This is a genomic window from Caballeronia novacaledonica, from assembly GCF_900258035.1.
In the GTDB taxonomy this organism is placed as follows: domain Bacteria; phylum Pseudomonadota; class Gammaproteobacteria; order Burkholderiales; family Burkholderiaceae; genus Caballeronia; species Caballeronia novacaledonica.
Window position 1 is genome coordinate 1 of the sequence record NZ_OGTP01000001.1, and the last position, 22,373, is coordinate 22,373.

The 22,373-nt window shown below is 65.5% G+C and carries 20 protein-coding genes; 14 read left to right on the forward strand and 6 right to left on the reverse strand.

Going from position 1 to position 22,373, the window contains the following annotated elements; genetic code table 11:
* Positions 1-232 precede the first annotated feature (232 nt).
* From NOV72_RS00005 to xylB, 4 genes are all read left to right on the forward strand, one after another.
* Positions 233-877: a hypothetical protein gene (locus NOV72_RS00005; protein ID WP_106852543.1), complete on the forward strand. Its 645-nt coding sequence runs from the start codon at positions 233-235 to the stop codon at positions 875-877.
* Between the two features lie 31 nt (positions 878-908).
* Complete coding sequence (locus NOV72_RS00010) at positions 909-1,949, forward strand: LacI family DNA-binding transcriptional regulator (RefSeq protein WP_181290771.1); 1,041 nt, start codon at positions 909-911, stop codon at positions 1,947-1,949.
* A gap of 77 nt (positions 1,950-2,026) precedes the next feature.
* Complete coding sequence (locus tag NOV72_RS00015) at positions 2,027-3,811, forward strand: IlvD/Edd family dehydratase (protein ID WP_106852545.1); 1,785 nt, start codon at positions 2,027-2,029, stop codon at positions 3,809-3,811.
* Between the two features lie 10 nt (positions 3,812-3,821).
* Entirely contained in the window at positions 3,822-4,589 is a 768-nt protein-coding gene (gene xylB, locus NOV72_RS00020) for a D-xylose 1-dehydrogenase (RefSeq protein ID WP_106852546.1), read from the forward strand.
* Between the two features lie 15 nt (positions 4,590-4,604).
* On the opposite strand, the gene NOV72_RS00025 is transcribed toward xylB, so the two are convergent.
* On the reverse strand, positions 4,605-4,937 hold the full coding sequence (locus NOV72_RS00025; RefSeq protein WP_106852547.1) for a hypothetical protein: 333 nt from the start codon (positions 4,935-4,937) through the stop codon (positions 4,605-4,607).
* Positions 4,938-5,217: 280 nt separating this feature from the next.
* On the opposite strand from NOV72_RS00025, the gene NOV72_RS00030 reads away from it, so the two are divergent.
* The 8 genes from NOV72_RS00030 to NOV72_RS00065 all read left to right on the forward strand — a co-directional run bounded on the left by NOV72_RS00030 (position 5,218) and on the right by NOV72_RS00065 (position 14,971).
* Positions 5,218-6,348, forward strand: coding sequence for an MBL fold metallo-hydrolase (locus tag NOV72_RS00030; protein ID WP_106853190.1), 1,131 nt, complete (start codon positions 5,218-5,220; stop codon positions 6,346-6,348).
* 119 nt (positions 6,349-6,467) lie between these two features.
* Positions 6,468-8,093: a methyl-accepting chemotaxis protein gene (locus NOV72_RS00035; RefSeq protein ID WP_106852548.1), complete on the forward strand. Its 1,626-nt coding sequence runs from the start codon at positions 6,468-6,470 to the stop codon at positions 8,091-8,093.
* 10 nt (positions 8,094-8,103) lie between these two features.
* Positions 8,104-8,574 (forward strand): chemotaxis protein CheW, encoded by a 471-nt coding sequence (locus tag NOV72_RS00040; RefSeq protein WP_106852549.1) that lies wholly within the window; start codon positions 8,104-8,106, stop codon positions 8,572-8,574.
* Positions 8,571-9,881, forward strand: a complete 1,311-nt coding sequence (locus NOV72_RS00045; RefSeq protein ID WP_106852550.1) for a CheR family methyltransferase — start codon at positions 8,571-8,573, stop codon at positions 9,879-9,881. The genes NOV72_RS00040 and NOV72_RS00045 overlap by 4 nt, the downstream gene beginning before the upstream one ends.
* A complete protein-coding gene (locus NOV72_RS00050) occupies positions 9,878-10,612 on the forward strand; it encodes a chemotaxis protein CheW (protein ID WP_106852551.1) in 735 nt (244 codons plus the stop codon). Before NOV72_RS00045 ends, NOV72_RS00050 begins: the two co-directional genes overlap by 4 nt.
* On the forward strand, positions 10,609-12,840 hold the full coding sequence (locus NOV72_RS00055; protein ID WP_106852552.1) for a hybrid sensor histidine kinase/response regulator: 2,232 nt from the start codon (positions 10,609-10,611) through the stop codon (positions 12,838-12,840). Before NOV72_RS00050 ends, NOV72_RS00055 begins: the two co-directional genes overlap by 4 nt.
* The gene (gene cheB, locus NOV72_RS00060; RefSeq protein ID WP_106852553.1) at positions 12,837-13,856 is read left to right on the forward strand and encodes a chemotaxis response regulator protein-glutamate methylesterase; all 1,020 of its coding nucleotides are present in this window, start codon (positions 12,837-12,839) and stop codon (positions 13,854-13,856) included. The genes NOV72_RS00055 and cheB overlap by 4 nt, the downstream gene beginning before the upstream one ends.
* Complete coding sequence (locus tag NOV72_RS00065) at positions 13,853-14,971, forward strand: diguanylate cyclase (RefSeq protein WP_181290777.1); 1,119 nt, start codon at positions 13,853-13,855, stop codon at positions 14,969-14,971. The genes cheB and NOV72_RS00065 overlap by 4 nt, the downstream gene beginning before the upstream one ends.
* A gap of 76 nt (positions 14,972-15,047) precedes the next feature.
* Here the strand turns inward: NOV72_RS00065 and NOV72_RS00070 are convergent, their stop codons facing one another.
* The 5 genes from NOV72_RS00070 to clcA all read right to left on the reverse strand — a co-directional run bounded on the left by NOV72_RS00070 (position 15,048) and on the right by clcA (position 19,093).
* Entirely contained in the window at positions 15,048-15,209 is a 162-nt protein-coding gene (locus NOV72_RS00070; protein ID WP_035509367.1) for a DUF1328 family protein, read from the reverse strand.
* A gap of 193 nt (positions 15,210-15,402) precedes the next feature.
* Positions 15,403-15,570 carry a hypothetical protein gene (locus NOV72_RS32115; protein ID WP_181290778.1) on the reverse strand — a complete coding sequence of 56 codons (168 nt, stop codon included), beginning with the start codon at positions 15,568-15,570 and terminating at the stop codon, positions 15,403-15,405.
* A gap of 299 nt (positions 15,571-15,869) precedes the next feature.
* The gene (locus NOV72_RS00075) at positions 15,870-16,484 is read right to left on the reverse strand and encodes a LysE family translocator (RefSeq protein WP_106852554.1); all 615 of its coding nucleotides are present in this window, start codon (positions 16,482-16,484) and stop codon (positions 15,870-15,872) included.
* Between the two features lie 139 nt (positions 16,485-16,623).
* Complete coding sequence (locus NOV72_RS00080; RefSeq protein ID WP_106852555.1) at positions 16,624-17,652, reverse strand: aldo/keto reductase; 1,029 nt, start codon at positions 17,650-17,652, stop codon at positions 16,624-16,626.
* 115 nt (positions 17,653-17,767) lie between these two features.
* Entirely contained in the window at positions 17,768-19,093 is a 1,326-nt protein-coding gene (clcA, locus tag NOV72_RS00085) for a H(+)/Cl(-) exchange transporter ClcA (protein WP_106852556.1), read from the reverse strand.
* A 115-nt stretch (positions 19,094-19,208) separates the two neighbouring features.
* Here clcA and NOV72_RS00090 point away from each other — a divergent pair, with 115 nt between their 5' ends.
* Together NOV72_RS00090 and NOV72_RS00095 are read left to right on the forward strand one after the other, a co-directional pair.
* Entirely contained in the window at positions 19,209-21,509 is a 2,301-nt protein-coding gene (locus NOV72_RS00090) for a VTT domain-containing protein (protein ID WP_106852557.1), read from the forward strand.
* Complete coding sequence (locus tag NOV72_RS00095) at positions 21,506-22,219, forward strand: endonuclease/exonuclease/phosphatase family protein (RefSeq protein WP_106852558.1); 714 nt, start codon at positions 21,506-21,508, stop codon at positions 22,217-22,219. Before NOV72_RS00090 ends, NOV72_RS00095 begins: the two co-directional genes overlap by 4 nt.
* The last annotated feature ends 154 nt before the right edge of the window (positions 22,220-22,373 follow it).

The following is a 22,373-nucleotide window of genomic DNA, read 5'->3' on the forward strand; positions in this document are numbered from 1 at the left end:
CGAACAGGACCGTGAAACGACTCCACGCCGATGATAGTGCGGATTCCCGTGTGAAAGTAGGTAATCGTCAGGCTCCTTATGCTGCAAACAAAAACCCCACCCCACAAAGGTGGGGTTTTTGCGTTGGGAGCGGCGAATTTCCGACACCATCCCATCTCCGGGGCAGGGTTTCAGTCGGTAGAATGGTGCCGAAAGGTTGTACCCATCATGCCGACCCCCTCCCGGAGCGCATATGAGAACGAGCCTGTTGATTGCCGCCGTCAGCGCCGCATTGCTTTTCACAGCATGCGGCAAGAAGAACGACGCAAGCGAGTCCAGCCTGGGCGAAGCGATTTCCGCCGACATGAAAACGAATCGCGGCCTGCTATGCCTGAATCGAAGCGGTCGCGGCCCATATGCGTTCCCATCCGCCTATAGCAACCGCGATCTCAACGAGTATTCAGCGGCCGCCCTCCGAGAACAACTCGCCGCGCTCGAGAAAAGCGGACTCATTGCCCGCGCGGCGCCGACATCGGCGAACGCCAACGCCAAGCAAAACGGCATTGCGTACGGCCTCACTGGCGAAGGGCAGAAGTATGCGGTCGAAACCAACCGGCCCGCTGGCGACCCCAACGCCACGAGCGACCCGCGCGCCTGGATGCTTTGCTACGCGCACGTCAAGCTGGATAAGGTCGTCGGCTGGACCGAACCCGATCCGACCGCCCATCGCTCGGAAGTTACCTACACCTACAAGCTCGAAAGCGTCGCCCCGTGGATGGACGATCGCGACATCAAACGCGCTTTTCCCGACGTGACCGCCGCCGACCGCGAAGCCGGCGAAACGAAGCTGCACATCATCCTGGAGCAGCGCGAGGATGGCTGGGTGCGGGTGGACTGATCGCACCAACTCTGCTTCCTCGATCACACGCATGCCGCCTTCATTCTTCGATCCTTCCGCCGGCCCGCCACGCATGTCCGACGTCGCGCGCCTCGCCGGCGTGTCGAAGATGACGGTCTCCCGCGTACTCGCCGGCCACAGCGTCGCGGAGACCACGCGCGAACGCGTGCAACAAGCAATCGACGAACTCGGCTACGTCGCCGATGCCGCCGCCGGCGCCTTGTCGTCCGGACGCTCGGAGTTCGTCGCCGTGCTGGTTCCGTCGCTCGCAAGCTCGAATTTCTCGGACACGGTACGCGGACTTTCCGCGTCGCTCGAACCGCACGGACTGCAATTGCTGATCGGCGACACGGACTACCATCTCGATCGCGAGGAACGCCTCGTGCGCTCGATGCTGCGTCATCAGCCGCGCTGCATCGCGCTGACGGGTTCGCGTCATACCGAATCGACCCGCACGCTGCTGCGCCGCTCAGGCGTCCCCGTCGTGGAGATGTGGGATTGGCCTTCCGATCCGATCGATGCCGCCGTCGGCTTCTCCAACGTCAGCGCCGCGAAAGAGATGGTGCGGTATCTGGCGCATAAAGGTCACGCACGTATCGGTTTTATCGGCGGTGCGAGCGAGCTGGACCGGCGCGGCCTGGATCGTCTGAAGGGCTTTCGCTCGCAGATGAAGGCGCTCGGTCTCGACGACGAACGCATCGTTCGTCTGGGCGATTCTCCCATCACGATGAGTCACGGCGGCCCCGCGATGGCCGCCTTGCTCGACACCTGGCCCGACACGCAAGCCGTGATGTGCGTGAGCGACATGTCCGCGTTCGGCGCGATAATGGAATGTCATCGGCGCGGCCTCGTCGTGCCGGACGATATCGCCGTCGCGGGCTTCGGCAATTTCGAAGTGGCCGCGTGCTGCACGCCATCGATCACGACGGTTTCCGTAGACGCATACGGCATCGGCTTGCGCACCGGCGCGACCTTGCTCGCGGCGCTGGAAGCGCGCGAACAAGGCATCGCGGAACCTTCGGGCAAGCGCGTGCGCGTAGCCTATTCCGTGGTGCCGCGCGAAAGCGCCTGAGCCGAAGCAGGGCGGCGATTGCGTGCTAACATCGATCGAAATGTTACCGGTAACGAAAAGATAAACGGAGACGCCCCATGCCCGAACATAATCCGAAGCGCCTGCGCAGTCAGGAGTGGTTCGACGATCCCTCGCACGCCGACATGACCGCGCTATACGTCGAGCGTTTCATGAACTACGGCCTGACGCGCGAGGAGTTGCAATCCGGTCGTCCGATCATCGGCATTGCGCAGACCGGCAGCGATCTTGCGCCCTGCAATCGGCATCACATCGAACTCGCCGCGCGCACGAAGGCGGGCATTCGCGATGCCGGCGGCATCCCGATGGAATTTCCCGTGCATCCGCTCGCGGAGCAGAGCCGCCGTCCGACCGCCGCGCTCGACCGCAATCTCGCTTATCTCGGACTCGTCGAGATCCTGCACGGCTTTCCGCTCGATGGCGTCGTGCTCACCACGGGTTGCGACAAGACCACGCCCGCGTGCCTGATGGCCGCCGCCACCGTCGACATGCCCGCGATCGTGCTCTCGGGCGGTCCGATGCTCGACGGCTGGTACGAAGGCAAGCGCGTCGGTTCGGGCACCGTGATCTGGCATGCGCGCAATCTGCTCGCGGCGGGCGAGATCGATTACGAAGGCTTCATGCGCCTGACGACCGCGTCGTCGCCGTCGATCGGACATTGCAACACGATGGGCACCGCGCTCTCGATGAACAGCCTCGCCGAAGCGCTCGGCATGTCGCTGCCGACGTGCGCGAGCATTCCCGCTGCGTATCGCGAGCGCGGGCAGATGGCGTACGCGACGGGCAAGCGCATCGTCGATATGGTGCGCGAAGATCTGAAGCCGTCGAAGATCATGACGCACGACGCGTTCATCAACGCGATCGTGGTTGCGTCCGCGCTCGGTGCATCGACGAACTGCCCGCCGCATCTGATCGCGATTGCGCGGCACATGGGCATCGAATTGAGTCTCGACGACTGGCAACGCCACGGCGAACAGGTGCCGCTCATCGTGAACTGCATGCCCGCCGGCGAATATCTTGGCGAGAGCTTTCATCGCTCGGGCGGGGTGCCCGCGGTCATGCGGCAACTCGATAAAGCGGGGCTCATCAGGCGCGATTGTGTGACCGTATCGGGCCGCACGATCGGCGAGATCGCGAACGATGCGCCGCCCGCGGACAACGAAGTAATTCGGACTACGGATGATCCGCTGAAGCATGGCGCGGGCTTCATGGTGCTGTCGGGCAATTTCTTCGACAGCGCCATCATGAAGATGTCCGTCGTCGGCGATGCGTTCAGAGAGACGTATTTGAGCGAGCCCGGCGCGGAGAACGCGTTCGAGACGCGCGCGATCGTCTTCGATGGTCCCGAGGATTATCACGCGCGCATCAACGATCCGTCGCTCGACATCGACGAGCATTGCATCCTCGTGATTCGCGGCTGCGGCACGGTCGGTTATCCGGGGAGCGCGGAAGTCGTGAACATGGCGCCGCCCGCCGAGCTGATCAAACGCGGCATCGATTCGTTGCCGTGCATGGGCGATGGACGGCAGAGCGGCACATCCGCGAGCCCGTCGATTCTCAACATGTCGCCCGAATCCGCGGTGGGCGGCGGTCTCGCGCTCCTGCGCACGAACGACAGAATTCGCGTCGATCTGAACGCGCGCAGCGTGAACGTGCTGCTCGACGAAGCCGAGCTCGAAAGCCGCCGCGCGCAGGCGGCATACGCCGCGCCGGTTGCGCAAACGCCGTGGCAGGAGTTGTATCGGCAAACCGTGGGGCAGCTCTCGACGGGCGGATGTCTCGAGCCCGCGACGCTGTATCTGAAGGTGATCGAAACGCGCGGCAATCCGCGTCATTCACATTGAGCGAGCCGCCATGTCCTACGCCATCTATCCAAGCCTTGCGGACAAACGCGTCGTCGTGACGGGCGGCGGCAGCGGCATCGGCGCGGCGATCGTCGAGGCGTTCGCGAAGCAGGGCGCGCGTGTGTTCTTCATCGATGTCGCCGAGGCGGATTCGCGCCAGCTCGAACACGCGCTCGCAAGCGAGAAGCATGCGCCGAAGTTTCTGCATTGCGATCTGCGCGAGGCGGCCGCCATCGAAAAGGCTTTCGACGACATCGCGAGCGAAGCCGGCTCCATCGACGTGCTGGTCAACAACGCCGCGAACGACGACCGTCATCAGTGGGACAGCGTGAGCGCCGCGTACTGGGACGAGCGCATGGCCGTCAACCTGCGGCATCAGTTCTTCTGTGCGCAGGCCGCCGCAAAACGCATGCGCGCGCAAAAGCGCGGCGCGATCGTGAACATGGGCTCGATTTCGTGGCATCTCGCGTTGCCCGATCTCACGCTCTACATGACCGCGAAGGCCGCGATCGAAGGGCTCACGCGCGGGCTCGCGCGCGAACTCGGCGAGCACGGTATCCGCGTGAACACGGTGATTCCGGGCGCCGTGCGCACGCCGCGTCAGATGAAGATGTGGCAGTCGCCCGAAAGCGAGGCGACGCTCCTCGCGCAGCAATGTCTGCACGCGCGGATCGATCCGGAGCACATCGCGCGCATGGTGCTGTTCCTCGCCTCCGACGACGCGGCACGCTGCACCGCGCGCGATTATTACGTCGACGCGGGCTGGTTCGGAACGTAACGCGTTACGTTACGTTCAGATGCGCGCATCGCGGCGTCGCGCGACTTTCGGCGTCGTTTTGACTATCGGCATCGTGCCGTTTTCGATGTAGTGCTGCACGGCATCGGCGGCTTCGTGGTAATCGCGTTCGTCGAGCCAATGCCAGACCGCCGCGAGAAAGAGACCGAGCCCTTCATGCCCGCAATGGGCAATCAGCGCGGCGATGCCTTCCGCGAGCGCCTCGTTGCGGCCTTCGGGCCGCAGCGCGCTCGCCACATGCGATGCCGCGCGCGACACCAGCATCGCGTGCATCGGATGCAATTGCGGGTTGAACGTGCGTACGGCGTTTTTTCTTTGACTGCTGCCCATGAATCCCCCGTTGCTGGCACCGGCGTGCTGCGTTTGTTTTTTCGATAGCGCTTTTCTCAGCGCCGGGGTGGGCTTACGCAAGAAGCGGGCCGGCGCGATGTTTTGCCTCAATCATTTGCGGTCGCGCCTTATGCGACGGCGGAGCGCGTTTCTTGCTGTGATTGCAGAGAAAAGCGCGAAAAGGCAACGGCACAAGCATTTCGTACAATCGAAGCGCTCCGCGCGGCACACAATCCATCAAAACATGCGTCTTATGTCCTACTTTTGGTCGACCGTGTTCATGCGAAGCCCACACGCCGCGTTATGCGCACTCGCGCTTCTCGCGAGTTGCTCGTCAGGCACGACCGCGCGCAGCGGGGAACCCGCGTCCGCGCCGGAATCGCAACAGCCGCAACCGCTGCACCACGCGAAGCACACGTCGTCCGGCTACGAGAACAACTACGGTGATCTGCCGCGGCAATCGTTTTTGAAGTGGCGCTGGGAGCGCTTCACGCAAGGCTTGCCGAAGGCGCCCGCGGACGGCTATCACTTTCCGATGGCGCATCCCGACATCGCGTGGCTCAAGGCCAACCGCACCACCGATACGCTCACGTGGATCGGTCATGCGACCGCGCTGGTGCAGATCGACGGCGCGAACATCCTCACCGATCCCATGTTCTCCGAACGCGCGTCGCCGTTCTCGTTCGCGGGCCCGAAGCGTAAGACGCCGCCCGGGCTCACGCTCGATGAGTTGCCGCACATCGACATCGTGCTGATCTCGCACAATCACTACGATCATCTCGACAAGCCCAGCATCGAGGCGCTCAACCGGCAGGCGGGCGGCCCGCCGCGCTTTCTCGTGCCGCTCGGCATCAGACGGTGGATGAACGACATCGGCGTGACGAACGTCGAGGAACTCGACTGGAGCGACGAGACGCATGCCGCCGGACTCGATCTCTGGTTCGTGCCGAGTCAGCACTGGTCGGCGCGCACTCCGTTCGACCGCGCGGAAACGCTGTGGGGCGGCTGGGTCGTGAAGACGCCGGCGGACGCGGCGCATCCCTACGCGTTCTATTTCGCGGGCGACACAGGCTATTCGCCGGATTTCCGCGATATCGGCGCGCGTTTCGGCGGGTTCGATCTCGCGCTGATTCCGGTCGGCGCCTACGATCCGCGCTGGTTCATGCATGCGCAACACGTCGATCCCGAGGAAGCGGTGCGTATCTTTCAGGACGTGCACGCGAAGAAAGCGATCGGCATTCACTGGGGTTCGTTCGAACTGACCGACGAGCTGCTCGACGAGCCGCCGCGCCGTCTCGCAGACGCGGTGCGCCGCGCGGGCCTGCCCGCGGACGCATTCACCGTGCTGAAACACGGCGAAACGATTCACCTCGACACGCCCGGCTCAAGCGCGGCCACAATCGGCCGATAACACGCTCTGGCAGTGCGGCTTTCACGCGCACGAATTCATCCTACAATTGAGACGCCTGTTATCGAGGCGGGCTCGCGGTTGCGCGGCAATCGTCTTTATCCACTGATGGGGTTCATCGCGTGAAGCAACTGTCCATTCGGCACCGCATTCTGGCCAGCTTCGGCATCATCCTTTCGCTGATGCTCGTCATGGCGGCACTGTCGTACACGCTGCTCGGCGGAATCGATCGTGAGGCGAAGAGCCTCGAAGACGATTCGATGCTCGGCTTCTCGCTTTCCGCCGATCTGCGCGCGGCGTGGTTCGAGAACTACACGATCACGCAGCGGCTCGTCTTCATCGACAAGGACGCCGAGCAAATGCGCCGCGACACGCAGCGTCTCACCGAAACGCGCGCGACGATCGACAAGCTGATGGACACCTACGTGCCCACTATTTTCGAGGACGAAGACCGCCGCCTCTTCAACGATTTCAAGCGCCAGCGCGAGCTTTATATTCCGGTTCAGGACGAGACGCTGCGCGAACTCGCGAACTCGAAAGACACGGCCGCCGCGACCTTCAACACACGCCTCGCGCCGATCTGGGAAGCGGGACAGACCGCGACGCGCGCGCTCGTCGAGCATAACGAGACCTTCAACGCGAAATCGGTGGAAAGCATTCGCGGCTCGGTGCAGAAGTCCGAGGTGACGCTCATCGTCATCATGCTGCTGGCGATCGCGGCGGCGGCGGTGCTCGGCTTCATGCTGATGAAGGCGCTGACGGTGCCGATGCTGCGCATGGTCGATGTCGTGGACCAGATGCGCACGGGCGACCTCACGCAGCGGCTCGCACTCGCGCGCCGCGACGAATTCGGCACGCTGGAGGCGGGCTTCAACCGCATGACGGACGAACTGACGGGCCTCGTCAGCCAGGCGCAGAAGTCGGCGGTGCAGGTGACGACCTCGGTGTCCGAAATCGCCGCGACCGCGCGGGAGCAGCAGGCCACCGCGAGCGAAACGGCCGCGACGACGACGGAAATCGGCGCGACCTCGCGCGAGATCTTCGCCACGGCGCGCGATCTCGTGCGCACGATGAACGAAGTGTCGGGCGTGGCGGAGCAATCGGCGGCGCTCGCGGGCACGGGTCAGGCGGGACTCACGCGCATGGAGGAAACCATGCGCCTCGTGATGGAAGCGGCGGGCTCGGTGAACGGCAAGCTCGCGATCCTCAACGAGAAGGCGGGCAACATCAATCAGGTCGTCGCGACCATCACGAAAGTTGCGGATCAAACCAATTTGCTTTCGCTGAACGCGGCGATCGAGGCGGAGAAGGCGGGCGAATACGGACGCGGCTTCGCGGTCGTCGCGACCGAGATCCGCCGTCTCGCGGATCAGACGGCCGTCGCCACGTTCGACATCGAGCAAATGGTGAAGGAGATTCAGTCGGCCGTCGCGGCGGGCGTGATGGGCATGGACAAGTTCTCCGAGGAAGTGCGCCGCGGCATGCTCGACGTGCAGCAAGTGGGCGGCCAGCTTTCGCAGATCATCCATCAGGTGCAGACGCTCGCGCCGCGCGTCTCGATGATCAACGAAGGCATGCAGACGCAGGCCACCGGCGCGGACCAGATCTCGCAGGCGCTGTCGCAACTGTCCGAAGCCGCGCAGCAGACGGCCGAATCGCTGCGCCAGTCGACGCAGGCGATCGACGATCTCACGCACGTCGCGAACGGCCTGCGCACGGGCGTGTCGCGTTTCAAGGTGGCTGCTTAAAGGCGCCGCGATGCTCTTCGTCCAGTTCACGCTCGGCACCGACCGCTATCTGCTCGACAGCGCGCAGATCGAGCGCATGCTGCCGCTCGCGCCGCTGAAGGCGCTGCCGGGCGCGCCCGCGTGGGTCGCGGGCGTGCTCGATTACGAAGGCGCGAGCGTGCCCGTCGTCGATATCGCGGCGCTCGCGCTTGCGCGTCCATCGCAGGAGAGGCTGTCGACGCGGCTCGCGCTCGTCGCGTATCCGCGTGGCGGCGACGACGGCGCGACGACGCATCATCGGCTCGGCCTGCTGCTCGAACAGGCGACGCGCACCGTCACGTTCGATGCCGCGTCGTTCAGCGATGCGGGCATCGACACGCCGCACGCGCGCTACCTCGGCCCGCTCACGCGCGACGATGCGGGGCTGTTGCAATGGGTGCGCATCGAGCATCTGTTGCCCGGCGACGTGCAGGCGCTGCTCTTCGCGGCGAGCGACGCATGAGCGCGCTGCCGACACCTTTCGCCGACGAGTCCTTCGGTATCGGCCGCTTCATCGAGCTGCTGCATCGCACGATCGGGCTCGATGCCGAATCGATCGGCGCGAACTCGGTGTCGCGCGCGGTGCGCGAGCGTTACAACCTGTGGCGCGAAGCACAGCGCGGCACGCCGGACGACTACTATCGCGCGGTCACGCAAGACGCCGCGCGCATGCAGGAACTGATCGAAGCGGTCGTCGTGCCGGAAACGTGGTTCTTTCGCGATCCCGAAGCCTTCGCCGCGCTCGCGCGTCTTGCGCGTGTGCGCCTGCACGAACGGCCCGCGAAACCGGTGCGCGTGCTGAGCGCGCCGTGCTCGACCGGCGAGGAAGCCTACACCGTCGCGATGGCGCTGCTCGAAGCGGGCATTCCCGCCGATCGCTTCACGATCGAAGCGATCGACGTGAGCGAACGCGCGCTCGCCATCGCGCGTCGCGCGCATTACGGGCGCAACGCGTTTCGCGGACGCGCGCTCGATTTTCGCGAGCGTCATTTCCGTGCAGCCGATGGCGGCTGGCAACTCGATCCCGCCGTCGCGCAAAGCGTGCGCTTTTCGCAGGCCAATCTGCTGCAACTCGATACGCACGCGTTCGAACGGTTCGATTTCATTCTGTGCCGCAACGTGCTGATCTATTTCGACCGTGACACGCAAACCGCGGTGTTTCGCGTGCTCGACGGACTGCTCGCGCAAGGCGGCACGTTGTTCGTCGGTCCGGCGGAGACGGGACTTCTGATGCGCGAGGGCATGAGCTCCGCGAACATTCCGCTGGCATTCGCGTTCAATCGCGCCGAGCGCGAAAGTATCAGCGTCTTCGCTGGCGCCTGGCCGGCTCTTCCCGTGATGAAAACGCCGCCGCCGATGAAGTCCGCGTTCGTTCTGCCCGCATGGGCGAGCGCGCCGCTTGCGGTTCGTGCGGCGCCGGCGATCGAGCCGCGTGAGGAAACGCGCGTGCAGCCCAAGCCCGCAAACGGCCTCGCGCATGCGCGCCAACTCGCCGATGCCGGACAACTCGACGACGCCGCGAGCGCGGCGCATGCGTATCTGGCCGTGAATTCATCGAACGCGGATGCGTATTATCTGCTCGGCGTGATCGCCGATGCGCGTGGCGAACATCAGGCATCGCGCGGGCATTATCGTCGCGCGCTGTATCTCGAACCCGCGCATCGCGAGGCGCTCACGCACCTGGCCGCATGTCTTTCGCTCGACGGCGACGAAAGCGGCGCGCGCCTGTTGCTCGCGCGCGCGGAACGCGTCACAGGAAGCACGCGATGAACGCCCGCGACATCAACATCACGATCGACATCGACGATTGCTGGAACCGCATCGGCGTGCGCGGCGATGCCTCGTGTCCCAAGCTCGAACGTTACGTGCATTGCCGCAATTGTCCGGTTCACGATGAAGCCGCATCGCGCGTGCTCGATCGCGTGGAAGCGCGCACGTCGATCGAACAGACGAGCGCGGTTTCATCGAACGGCGCGCGCAACGGCGGCGAGACCGGCACGCTTTCGTGTCTCGTGTTTCGCATCGGCGGCGAATGGCTCGGCTTGCCGACGACCGTCTGCGCGCAAGTCGCGCAACTGCGTCCGGTGCATTCGCTGCCGCATCGGCGCAATCGCGCGGTGCTGGGCATCGTCAACGTGCGTGGCCGCCTGATCGTGTGTGCGTCGCTGGCGCGGCTCTTCGGCATCGAAGAACGCGCGGTGAACGACGTGTCGCCCAACAAGGCGCTCGATGCGCGCGAGCTCGGCCGTCTGCTCGTCATCGAGCGCGCGCAAGGCCGCGATCGTCACGCAAACGGCGATCACGAAGGTCCGGTCGCCTTTCCCGTCGATGCCGTCGACGGCGTGCATCGTTTCACGAGCGCGCAGCTTCAGCCCGTGCCCGCGACGCTCGCGCAGCGCCTGTCGTCGCATGCGCATGCGGTTGCCGCGTTCAAGGACGCGACCGTCGGCCTGCTCGACGCCGATCGTCTCATCGACAGCATGAACCGGAGCCTCACATGACGAGCATCGATCCGGGCCGCTCGTCGTTGCTCGAACTCTTTCAGGAAGAGGCGCGCGGGCAGGCGCAGATTCTTTCCGACGGCCTCATCGCGCTCGAACGCGCGCCGCGCGATCCGGTCACGCTCGAAGCGAGCATGCGCGCCGCGCATTCGCTGAAGGGCGCGGCGCGCGTCGTTGGCGTGCCGGTCGGCGTGACGCTCGCGCACGTGATGGAAGATTGCTTCGTCGCCGCGCAGGACGGGCGCGTCGTGCTCGACGCGGGCTATATCGACATGCTGCTGCGTGGCGTCGATCTGATCGTGCAGATCGGCGAGGCGCGCGACATCGACGCGCAAACGACGCTCGAACGCGATGTCGATGCGTTCGTCGATGCGCTCAACGCGCGTATCGACGGCTCGGAAGCGCCGCTTTCCCAAGCGCTTACGCTCGACGAAACGCCCGAGCCGGTTCAGGCGCCCGCACGCACGAACGAAGCCCGCATGCTGCGCATGCGCGCCGACACGCTCGATCGCCTGTTGAGCCATTCGGGTGAATCGCTCGTCGAATCGCGCTGGCTGAAGCCGTTTTCGCAATCGATGCTGCGCGTGAAGCGCATCCAGCACGATGCGAGCCGCGCGCTCGAACGTCTGCACGAAACGCTCACCGAAACGAACGCGGCGCAGCTCGATGCCCGCGCCCACGCCGCGCTCGACGAAGTGCGGCGCCTGACGGCCGAAGCGCATCATCAGTTGAGCGAGCGCCTGGCGGAACTCGAAAACTTCGATCGCCGCTCGACGCATCTCGCGCAGCAGATCTACGACGAAGCGCTCGCGTGCCGCATGCGTCCTTTCGTCGATGCGACCGGCGGCTTCGCGCGCATGGTGCGCGACGTCGCGCGCGGGCTCGGCAAGGACGTGCGCCTCGTCATCGCCGGCGAGAACACGCAGGTGGACCGCGATATTCTCGATCTGCTCGACGCGCCGCTCGGCCATCTGCTGCGCAACGCGGTCGATCACGGCATCGAGGAATCGTCGTTGCGCCGGGCGCTCGGCAAGCCCGAAACCGGCACCATCACGCTCGAAGCGCGCCATAGCGCGGGCTCGCTTTTCATCAGCGTGTCCGACGACGGCGCGGGCGTCGATCTCGATGCGCTGCGCCGCGCCGTCGTGCGCAAGCAGCTCGCGAACGAAGACACCGCCGAGCGTCTCACGGAAGCGGAACTGCTCGAATTCCTCTTTCTGCCCGGCTTCTCGATGCGCGATGCCGTCACCGATGTATCCGGGCGCGGCGTCGGCCTCGACGCGGTGCAGGACGTCGTGCGGCAAGTGCGCGGCAGCGTGCGCGTGACGCAGGAAGCGCATGCGGGCACGCGCTTCACGTTGCAGTTGCCGCTCACGCTCTCGGTGATCCGCAGCCTGATCGTCGAGATCGCGGGCGAGCCTTACGGCCTGCCGCTCGCGCACGTCGCGCGCACGCTGGTGCTGCCCGCGAGCGCCATCGACATGCTGGAAGGCCAGCAGCACTTCTCGTTCGACGGCAAGCGCGTCGGCCTCGTCACCGCGCATCAGATTTTGCAGACCGACGCATTCGAAGCGGCGAGCGACATGCTCAACGTCGTCGTAATCGGGCAGGGCGCGGCGAGCTATGGCATCGTCATCGATCGCTTCCTGGGCGAGCGCATGCTCGTCGTGCAGCCGCTCGACAAGCGGCTCGGCAAGGTGCGCAACATCGCGGCGGGCGCGCTGATGGAAAACGGCGATCCGCTGCTCATCGCCGATCTCGACGACTGGCTGCGCTCCGTCGAAAAGCTCGTCGGCAGCGGCGAACTCGGGCGCGTGGGCGCGGGCGCGGCGCGGGCCAGCGTGACGAGCGCGAAGCGCGTGCTCGTCGTCGACGATTCGCTCACGGTGCGCGAGCTCGAACGCAAGCTGCTCGCGTCGCGCGGCTATGCCGTATCCGTCGCGGTCGATGGCATGGACGGCTGGAACGCGGTGCGCGGCGAGCGCTTCGACCTCGTCATCACCGATATCGACATGCCGCGTCTCGACGGCATCGAACTGGTCACGCTGATCAAGCGCGACGCGCAGCTTGCCGGTCTGCCGGTGATGATCGTGTCGTACAAGGATCGCGCGGAGGATCGTCAACGCGGCCTCGACGCGGGCGCGGACTATTACCTCGCGAAAGGCAGTTTCCACGACCAGGCGCTCATCGACGCGGTGCGCGATCTCATCGGCGAGGCGAAGTCATGAAGCTCGGCATCGTCAACGACGTTCCGCTCGCGGTCGAAGCGCTGCGGCGCGCGCTCGCGGCGCGGCCCGACTTCGAGATCGCGTGGGTCGCGCACGACGGCCAGCAGGCCATCGACTATTGCGCGGCGCACACGCCCGACGTCGTGCTGATGGATCTCGTGATGCCGAACATCGACGGCGTGCAGGCGTCGCGGACCATCATGGCGCGTTCGCCGTGCGCGATTCTCGTCGTGACCGTGGATGTCGGCGCGAACGCCTGGCGCGTGTATGAAGCAATGGGCGCGGGCGCGCTCGATGCCGTCGATACGCCCGCGCTCGCCGGCGCCGATGCCCGTCGCGGCGCGGCGGCGCTGATCGCGAAGATCGATCAGATCGGCGCGCGGCTTGCGTCGTCGAACGTTTCGATCGTGCCGAAGAGCGATGCGCGGCTCGTCGCGATCGGCGCGTCGGCGGGCGGACCGGCCGCGCTCGCGGCGCTGCTCGGCGCGCTGCCGAAGGACTTCGCGGCGGCAATCGTCATCGTGCAGCACGTGGATCGCGCGTTCGCGGAAGGCATGGCGCAATGGCTCCACGCGCAATCGGCGTTGCCCGTGCGTGTCGCGCGCGAGGGCGACAAACCCGTGCCGGGCGAAGTGCTGCTCGCCGCCACCAACGATCATCTCCATTTCGCCGATGCCGCGCGCCTCGGCTACACCGCGCATCCCGAGCAACTGCCTTACCGGCCTTCCGTCGATGTGTTCTTTCAGAGCGTGACCGAGCACTGGACCGGCCGCGCGATCGGCGTGCTGCTGACGGGCATGGGCCGCGACGGCGCGATCGGCCTCAAGGCGATGCGCGCGAAGGGCTATCACACGATCGCGCAAGACGAGGCGACGAGCGCGGTGTACGGCATGCCGAAGGCCGCGGCCGCGCTCCATGCGGCGGCGTCGATCCTGCCGCTGCCGCGCATCGCCGATGCCATCGTTCGTGCATTCGACTCAAGAACATCGAACAATAATCAAAGGACACGTTCATGAAACTTCCTCATCCCGATCCGCTGGCCGAGCGCGCGAAACGGGCAGCGGCGCAAGCGGCGGCGAGCATCGAGCGCGCGGGGTCGCGTTCGATGGCGGACGAGCGCGCCGTGTCCGACCTGCTCGCGGCCGCGTTGAACGCGCCGCCCGCCGCCGAGTTGCCCGTGATGGTCCTGCTCGTGGACGATCAGGCGATCATCGCGGAGGCGCTGCGCCGCGCGCTCGCGGAAGAGACGAACGTCGATCTGCATTACTGCGCCAATCCGGAAGAGGCGTTGCGCACCGCGCAGGAAACGCGGCCGACCGTGATTCTGCAAGACCTCGTGATGCCCGGCGTCGATGGCCTCACGCTCGTGCGCCAATACCGCGAGCATCCCGCGACACGCGATATCCCGATCATCGTGCTCTCGACGAAGGAAGAGCCGCGCATCAAGAGCGCGGCGTTCGCGGCGGGCGCGAACGATTACCTCGTGAAGCTGCCCGATACGATCGAACTCGTCGCGCGCGTGCGCTATCACTCGCGTTCGTATCAGAATCTGTTGCAGCGCGACGAGGCGTATCGCGCGCTGCGTCAATCGCAGCAGAAATTGCTCGAAACGAACCTGGAATTGCAGCGGCTGACGCATTCGGACGGGCTCACCGGTTTGTCGAATCGCCGCCGTCTCGACGATTATCTGGACGCCGAATGGCGGCGTGCGGCGCGCGAGCACGCGGCTATCGGCTTCCTGATGATCGATGTCGATAACTTCAAGTCGTACAACGACACATACGGACACGTCGCCGGCGACGATGTGCTGAAGCTCGTCGCGCATACGATCGAAACGAGCCTCAACAGCCCCACCGATCTCGCCGCGCGTTTCGGCGGCGAGGAGTTCGCGGTGGTGCTGCTGTCGTCGTCGGCGCCGGGATTGCGGCTGCTCGGCGAGAAGATACGCATCGCGGTGGAAGCGCTCAACGTGCCGCATACGGGATCGGCGAGCGGGCGCGTGACGATCAGCATCGGCGGCGCGACGCAGATGGCCACACATGACGATGCGTCGAAACAGCTCGTGGAAGCGGCGGATCTCGCGCTTTATCGCGCGAAGCGGGACGGGAAGAATCGCGTGATCATCACGTGATTCGCCGCTTTTCAGGCGGGCAAAAAAACGCGCGGCCTCGAAGCAAGGCCGCGCGTTTCGTTTTACGAGCGCTGCGTCATCGCCTGAACACGCCGAGCAGCAATGTCGCCAGAAATATCACGATGAAAATGAAGAACAGGATCTTGGCGATTTCCGCCGCGCCCGTTGCGATGCCGCCGAAGCCGAAGAAGGCCGCGATGATCGCGATGATGAAGAAGATGACAGCGTAACGGAGCATGAAGCCCTCCCGTGTGGATCGGTTGATCGGTTGACTCGCCCGCCGCTTTCGCTCATCGGGTTCTTGCCGCGCATCGTTCAAAGCAACGGGCGTGCCCAGCGCGCTCACGATGCAAAAACGCCGCAACGCTAGAGAACATTGCGGCGTCGCGGATCGCGTCCCTTCGTTGACGCGATGGGCCCGGCTGTCGAGGCTAACGGCCTAGTGTGCGATCGGAGTCGGAATCGTCGTCGTCTTCGTCGTCGTCGACGCTATTGAGCGCATCCGGCAGGTTGTTCTCCAGTTCATCGCGTTCGATCTGATCGGCTAGGTCGAGGGATTTGCGCGTGGCGGGACCGGATGGGCGATTGGCTCCAGACATGGCGTACTCCTTGAACAGATTTCAAAGCCGCGCCGACGATTCGGCGCGAACCAACTGACTAGCAAGGCATGTACGCGCCGGGCTGAAGCGCCGCCTTAAAGGATCGCTTAAGGATCGCTCGAGGATCATTCGGGCGGCGAGTTGAACGGCTGGTGCTGCTGGGAAAGAAACGCAGTCCCAAACTTGCAAGCGGGACGGCAGATTTTGCGTGCCGGCGCGTAAAGACCAGTATGCACCGGACGGGCGTCGAGGCAAAGAGGGCGCGCGCTTTTGATGCGGCGCGCGTTTTGCATTACGCATCAATCGAAGAAATGGGCAACGATCGGATACAGCGACAGCACGAGCAACGCGGCCATCGTGATGTTGAAGATGCGCAGCCAGCGCGGATTCGCGAGAAAGCGCCGCAGCGACATGCCGAACGCCGCCCACATCGTGATACACGGCAGGCCGATCACGACGAGCACCAGCGCCATCAGCGCCGCGTTCAGCGAGAGGCTCGCGTGCAGATGGATGGTCGTCGCCGCGGTGAGCACCATCATCCACGCTTTGGGATTGATCCACTGGAACGCGATCGCTTCGTGAAAGCGCATCGGGCGGGCCTGGCCGTCGCGCATCTGCACCGACGACGACGTGCCGATCTTCCACGCCAGATACAGCAGATACGCGACGCTGGCCGCCTCCAGCACGGTGTAGAGCCACGGCAGGCGCTCGAACGCCTGCGACAGTCCGAGACCGACCGCGATCATGAGAATCGCCATGCCGGCGCTGATGCCGAGCACGTGCGGCACCGTGCGCTTCAGCCCGAAGTTGACGCCCGACGCGAGCAGCATCGTGTTGTTGGGGCCGGGCGTGATCGTCGTCACCAGCGCGAACAGCGCGGCGGCGGGCAGGGCATTGAAGAGTTCCGTGGGCATGGCGCGCTCCGGTAATTGCAGATTCGATGGCGCCAAGTGTACGGAAGTATTCCGGTACAGTACCGGTACAGATCGACAGAAGGATTCCGGTACGGCTCGCAGGCGTGGCGGACCGGCCCGCCACGCGTGTCGGCGAGCGTTACACCGGGAACGGATTGCGCTCCGCGAAACCCTGTTGATGCCAGTACGGATACGCCGGCCGCACCGTGCTCGCTTCATCGAGTTTCTTCACCTGTTCGGCGGTCAGATTCCATCCGGCCGCGCCGAGGTTCTGCCGCAGTTGTTCCTCGTTGCGCGCGCCGATGAGCACCGTCGCCACGGTCGGACGCTGCAGCAGCCAGTTGAGCGCGATCTGCGGCACGGTCTTGCCGGTTTCCTCGGCGATGGCGTCGAGCGCATCGACGACGCGATAAACATACTCGTCCGGCACCGGCGGCCCCATGTCGGCGGTCTTGTGCAGGCGGCTCGTCTCGGGCAGCGGCTGACCGCGACGGATCTTGCCGGTGAGCCGTCCCCAGCCGAGCGGGCTCCACACGATCGCGCCGACGCCCTGATCGAGCCCGAGCGGCATCAGCTCCCATTCGTAATCGCGGCCGATGAGCGAGTAGTACGTCTGATTCGCGACATAGCGCGGATAGCCGTAGCGGTCGGCCACATCGAGCGATTTCTGCAGATGCCAGCCCGAGAAATTCGACACGCCCGTATAGCGGATCTTGCCCGCGCGCACGAGATCGTCGAGTGTGGAAAGCGTCTCTTCGACGGGCGTTTTCGCATCGAAGGCGTGCAGTTGAAATATGTCGATGTAATCCGTCTGCAGACGCTCGAGCGCCGCGTTCACGGCCCGGACGAGATGAAAGCGCGACGATCCGACGGCGTTCGGATCGTCTTCGTCGAAGCGGAAGGTGGCCTTGGTCGAAATGATGACCTTGTCGCGCCGGCCCTTGAGCGCTTCGCCGAGTATCGATTCCGATGAGCCGCGCGAGTAGATGTCGGCGGTGTCGAACATGGTGACGCCCGCATCGAGGCAGATGTCGACGAGCTTGCGCGCCTCGCTCACGTCGGTCTCGCCCCATGCCTGAAAGAATTCGCCCTTGCCGCCGAAAGTGCCGGTGCCGAAGCTCAATACGGGAACCTTGAAGCCCGAAGCACCGAGATGTCGATATTCCATTGCGTGTCCTCGTGGATGAAGTCGGAAGGCGCCGCGCTTCGTGCATGAGGCGCGGCGCAACGAACGTCCATCGACGAGACTACCGCAACGGCCCCGCGCATGCAGGACCCGCCCGCTAGCGCTGGTTGGCGGCCCGTTCGCCGAGCGAATCGTAGATCGGCGGCACGCGCAGGAGCATCGGGACGACCATTGCGGTGAAGCAGGCGGTGAGCATCGGCAGGAGCAGGGTGAAGCTCGCGGTCATCTCGGTCACGAGCACGATGCCCGTGACCGGCGCGCGCACCACCGCGACGAAGAAAGCCGCCATGCCGACGACCGCGAACGTGCCCGTATCGCCGGTGGCGGGCGCCATGCCGGGGAACCAGTCGAGACACACGCGGCCGAACAGGAGGCCCATCTGCGCGCCGAGCGTGAGCATGGGCGCGAACAGGCCGCCGGGCGTGCCCGCCGCGTAGGACACCGGGCCGAGGATGAAGCGCAGCGCAAACATTGCCGCGACGCCCGCGAGCGTGCCCGCGCCGAGGAGCGCGCGCTCGGTCAGCGCGTCGCCGCCGCCGGCGAGATCGGGCGCGAACCACGCGAGCAGGCCGACCGCCGCGCCGACCGTCGCCGCGCGCATCGTCGCGTGTTTCACCGATTTCGACGGTCCGAACGATTCGGCGATATCGAGCGTCCACAGGATGAGCCGGCTATACGCCGCGCCCAGCACGCCCAGCAACGCGCCGAGCAAAAGATGCGCGCCGGTCATTTCGAAGCCGGGAAACGGTTGCGCGGGCAGATGAAAGTCGGGGAGGTCGCCGTGCAGCAGACGCGCCATCGCGATTGCGCTCGCCGATGCGCCGAGCGCCGCGACCGCCGTGCGCGTATCGAAGCGGCGCGTCAGTTCTTCGAGCACGAATACGGCGCCCGCGATCGGCGCATTGAACGCGGTGGCAAGCCCCGCCCCCGCGCCGGCGGCGAGCAGCACGCGGCAATCGCCGACGTTGCGCCTGAAGAACGTGCCGATGGCATGCGCGATCGATGCGCCCATCTGCACCGTCGGACCTTCGCGGCCGAGCGCGAGCCCTGCACCGATGGCGAGCACGCCGCCCACGAACTTGATCGGAACGAGCACGAGCGGCGCGGGCGGCAACGTGCCGTGCAGTACCGCTTCGACATGCGGAATGCCGCTGCCGCCCGCCATCGGCGCGAAGCGCGCGACGAGCCACGCAGCGAGCGCGGCCGCCGCCGATGCCGCGAGCACGACGAGCACGCTTGCCGCATCGTGCCCCGCGTGCGCCCACGCGACGAACGCGTTGCGCCAGTCATCGGCGCGTTCGAGCGCGAAGCGAAAGAGCACGCCGATCGCGCCCGTCACCGCGCCCACGACGACCGATGCCGCCGCGAGCGCCACGAGTCCCGCGTGCTCGTCGTCCTGACGGGTGACTTCTTTATCGTTCATCGGGCTGCTCGCTTTGGAATCGGCAAATGCAACGAAGCGTATCACCGCGCGGCGCGGCGGGCATGGTGCTTGCAAAACGAAAGTTATTTCGCCGCGGAGTGCTGTCAAGAGGCACATGAGCCAAGCAAACGACGACGAACCGTTTTTCCAGCCAGGACGCAATTGCGCAAGCGTGCGTCGCGCAGAGCGCTTCAGCCTGCTCATCGATGGCGCCGACTATTTCCGCGTGCTGCGTGAAGCGCTCACGCGCGCGGAACGCACCGTGTTCATCCTCGGATGGGACATCGACAGCCGCATGAAGCTCACGCCCGAAGGCGCGGACGACGGCTATCCCGAAGCGCTCGGCGATTTTCTCCACGCGATCACCGGCGACAGGCGGCGCCTGCGCATCTACATTCTCGCGTGGGATTTCGCGATGCTCTATGCATTCGAGCGCGAATGGCTTCCGGTCTACAAAATGGGCTGGCGCACGAACCGGCGCATCGCGTTCCAGATGGACGGCCGGCATCCGCTCGGCGGCTCGCAGCATCAGAAGCTCGTCGTGATCGACGATCGTCTCGCGTTCGTCGGCGGTCTCGATCTCACGCGCTCGCGCTGGGATACGGCCGCGCACGCGCCCGACGAGCCGCTGCGCCGCGACGCGAACGGCGCCGCGTATCAGCCGTTCCACGACGTCCACACGATGTTCGACGGCGACGCCGCGCGCGAGATCGGCCTGCTCGCGCGTGAACGCTGGGCGCGTGCATGCGGCAAGCGTCTCGCGATTCGCGCGCACCGCGCGCCGATTGCGCAGGATCCGTGGCCGCCTTCGCGGCGTGTCGATCTCGAAGATGTGGATATCGCCATCTCGCTCACCGAGCCGGACTATCTCGGCCGCGCACCGGTGCAGCAGATTCGCACGCAATATCTCGACGCGATCGCGCGGGCGCGGCGCAGCATCTATATCGAGAACCAGTACTTCACGTCGGGCACCGTCGGCACGGCGCTCGCCGATTCGCTCGCGCGCGAGAACGGTCCCGATCTCGCCATCGTCGTGCCGCGCAATCAGAGCGGCTGGCTGCAGGAAGTGACGATGGGCGTGCTGCGCGCGCGCCTGCACACGATCCTGAAGCGCGCCGACACGCACGGACGCTATCGGCTGCTGTGCCCGAGCGTGCCGAATCTCGGCGACGAAATCGTCAACGTGCACAGCAAGCTGATGATCGTCGACGATGAATTGCTGATCGTCGGTTCGGCCAACCTGAACAATCGCTCGATGGTGCTCGACAGCGAATGCAACGTGTCGATCGACGCGGGCGCCGATGCGCGCATCCGCCGCGCGATCGCGACGATGCGCGACACGCTGCTCGCGGAGCATCTGGGCTGCACGGTCGCCGATGTCGTGCGCGAGCGCGATGCACGAGGCGGCATGAACGCCGCGATTCAGGCGCTCTTGCGCGACCGCGACGAGCATCGCACGCTGGTGCCGCTCGACCCGCAAGTATCGACGGAACTGGATCAACTGATTCCGCCCGAAGCGCTGATCGATCCCGAAACGCCGATCGCCGCCGACGAGCTGGTCGATCAGTTCGTGCCCGCGGAAAAGACGCGCCCGCTCATCGGACGCTTCGCGCTGCTCGGCGTGCTCGCGCTGACGATCGTGGTGGTCGCGGCGCTTTGGCACTGGACGACGCTCGGCGATTACGCGAACGTGAAGTCGCTGACGAACGCGACACGCCACGTCGATGCGCTGCCGCTCGCGCCGTTGTGGATCGTCCTTTGTTACGTGATCGCGGCGGTCATTTCGGTGCCGATCACGCTGCTCATCGCGACGACGGGCCTCGTCTTCGGCGCGTCGTGGGGCGGCGTGTACGCGTTCGTCGGCACGATGGCCGCCGCCGCCATTTCGTATTCGCTCGGCAACTGGCTCGGCCGCGATGCGGTGCGCAAGCTCGCGGGCGCGCGCGTGAACCGGCTGTCCGAGCGCGTCGCGAAGCGCGGCATCGTCGCGGTCGTCGTGCTGCGGCTCCTGCCGGTCGCGCCGTTTTCGATCGTCAATCTCGTCGCGGGCGCGTCGCATATCCGCATGCGCGACTTCATGATCGGCACGATGCTCGGCATGGGTCCGGGCATCTTCCTGACGGTCGCGTTCGCGCATCAGCTCGTCGCTTCGTTGCATCGGCCGACGATCGGCTCGTTCGCGGTGCTGATCGGCATCGGCGCGGCGTTGATCGGCGTGTCGCTGCTGCTGCAGCGCTTTCTTGGCGGCGCGGATCGGCAGCAGGCGCACGAAGGCGCACCCGGCGATGCCGACAAGCCGCGCGCCAGCGACGAAGCCCGGCGCGCGAGCGAACTGCACGAGAAAGGCACGATGCCGCGCGATCCGGCGGCGCGCGGGTCGTCGAGCAACGAGCGTTCCGGCGAGGTCAACTCATGACGCGGATGGATCGGGAGCTGCGTATCGCGACCTACAACTTGCACGGCGCGATAGGCATCGACGGAAAGTACGCGCCGGAGCGCATCGGCGAAGTGCTCGCGGAGATCGATGCGGACATCTTCGCGTTGCAGGAAGTGCCGCTCGGCGGCAGCGGTTCGCACGACGTGCTCGACGTGCTGCAACGCATGACGAACCTTCATGCGGTCGCGGGCCCGACGCTCGATACGCCCGAGCGCCGTTACGGCAACGCGGTGCTCACGCGCTATCCGGTGCGCGCGGTGCGTACGCTTGATCTGTCGTTCAGAAGCCGCGAGCCGCGCGGCGCGCTCGATGCCGACATCGATTGCGGCGGCGAACTGTGGCGCGTGGTCGCGACGCATCTCGGTCTTGCATCGAGCGAAAGGCGCGCGCAAGTGGAGCAGGTGTTGCAGAACTTCGATACCCCCGCGCTGCCCGTGATCCTGCTCGGCGATCTCAACGAGTGGTTCGTCTATGGCCGCACGTTGCGGCGGCTCGTCACGCACTTTCATCGCGCGAGCGCGTTGCGCACGTTTCCGACGCGCTATCCGCTCTTCGCGCTCGATCGCATATGGGTGCATCCGGGCGAGCGTCTCATGCGTGTCGACGTGCATCGCACACGGCTGTCGCGCATCGCGTCCGATCACTATCCGCTCATCGCGCATATCGCGCATGCAGAGCAAAACGCATGACGTGTTCGATGTAAACGCAGCGAGGAACATCGCTCACGATGCCTTCATGGCTTGCATGTCGGCGCGATACCACGAAAAACCCCTATAAAAACGATATAAAAGCGCAAAAGACCTGCACGAACTCGCTTGGCCTATGTAGAATCCGGCGTGATAC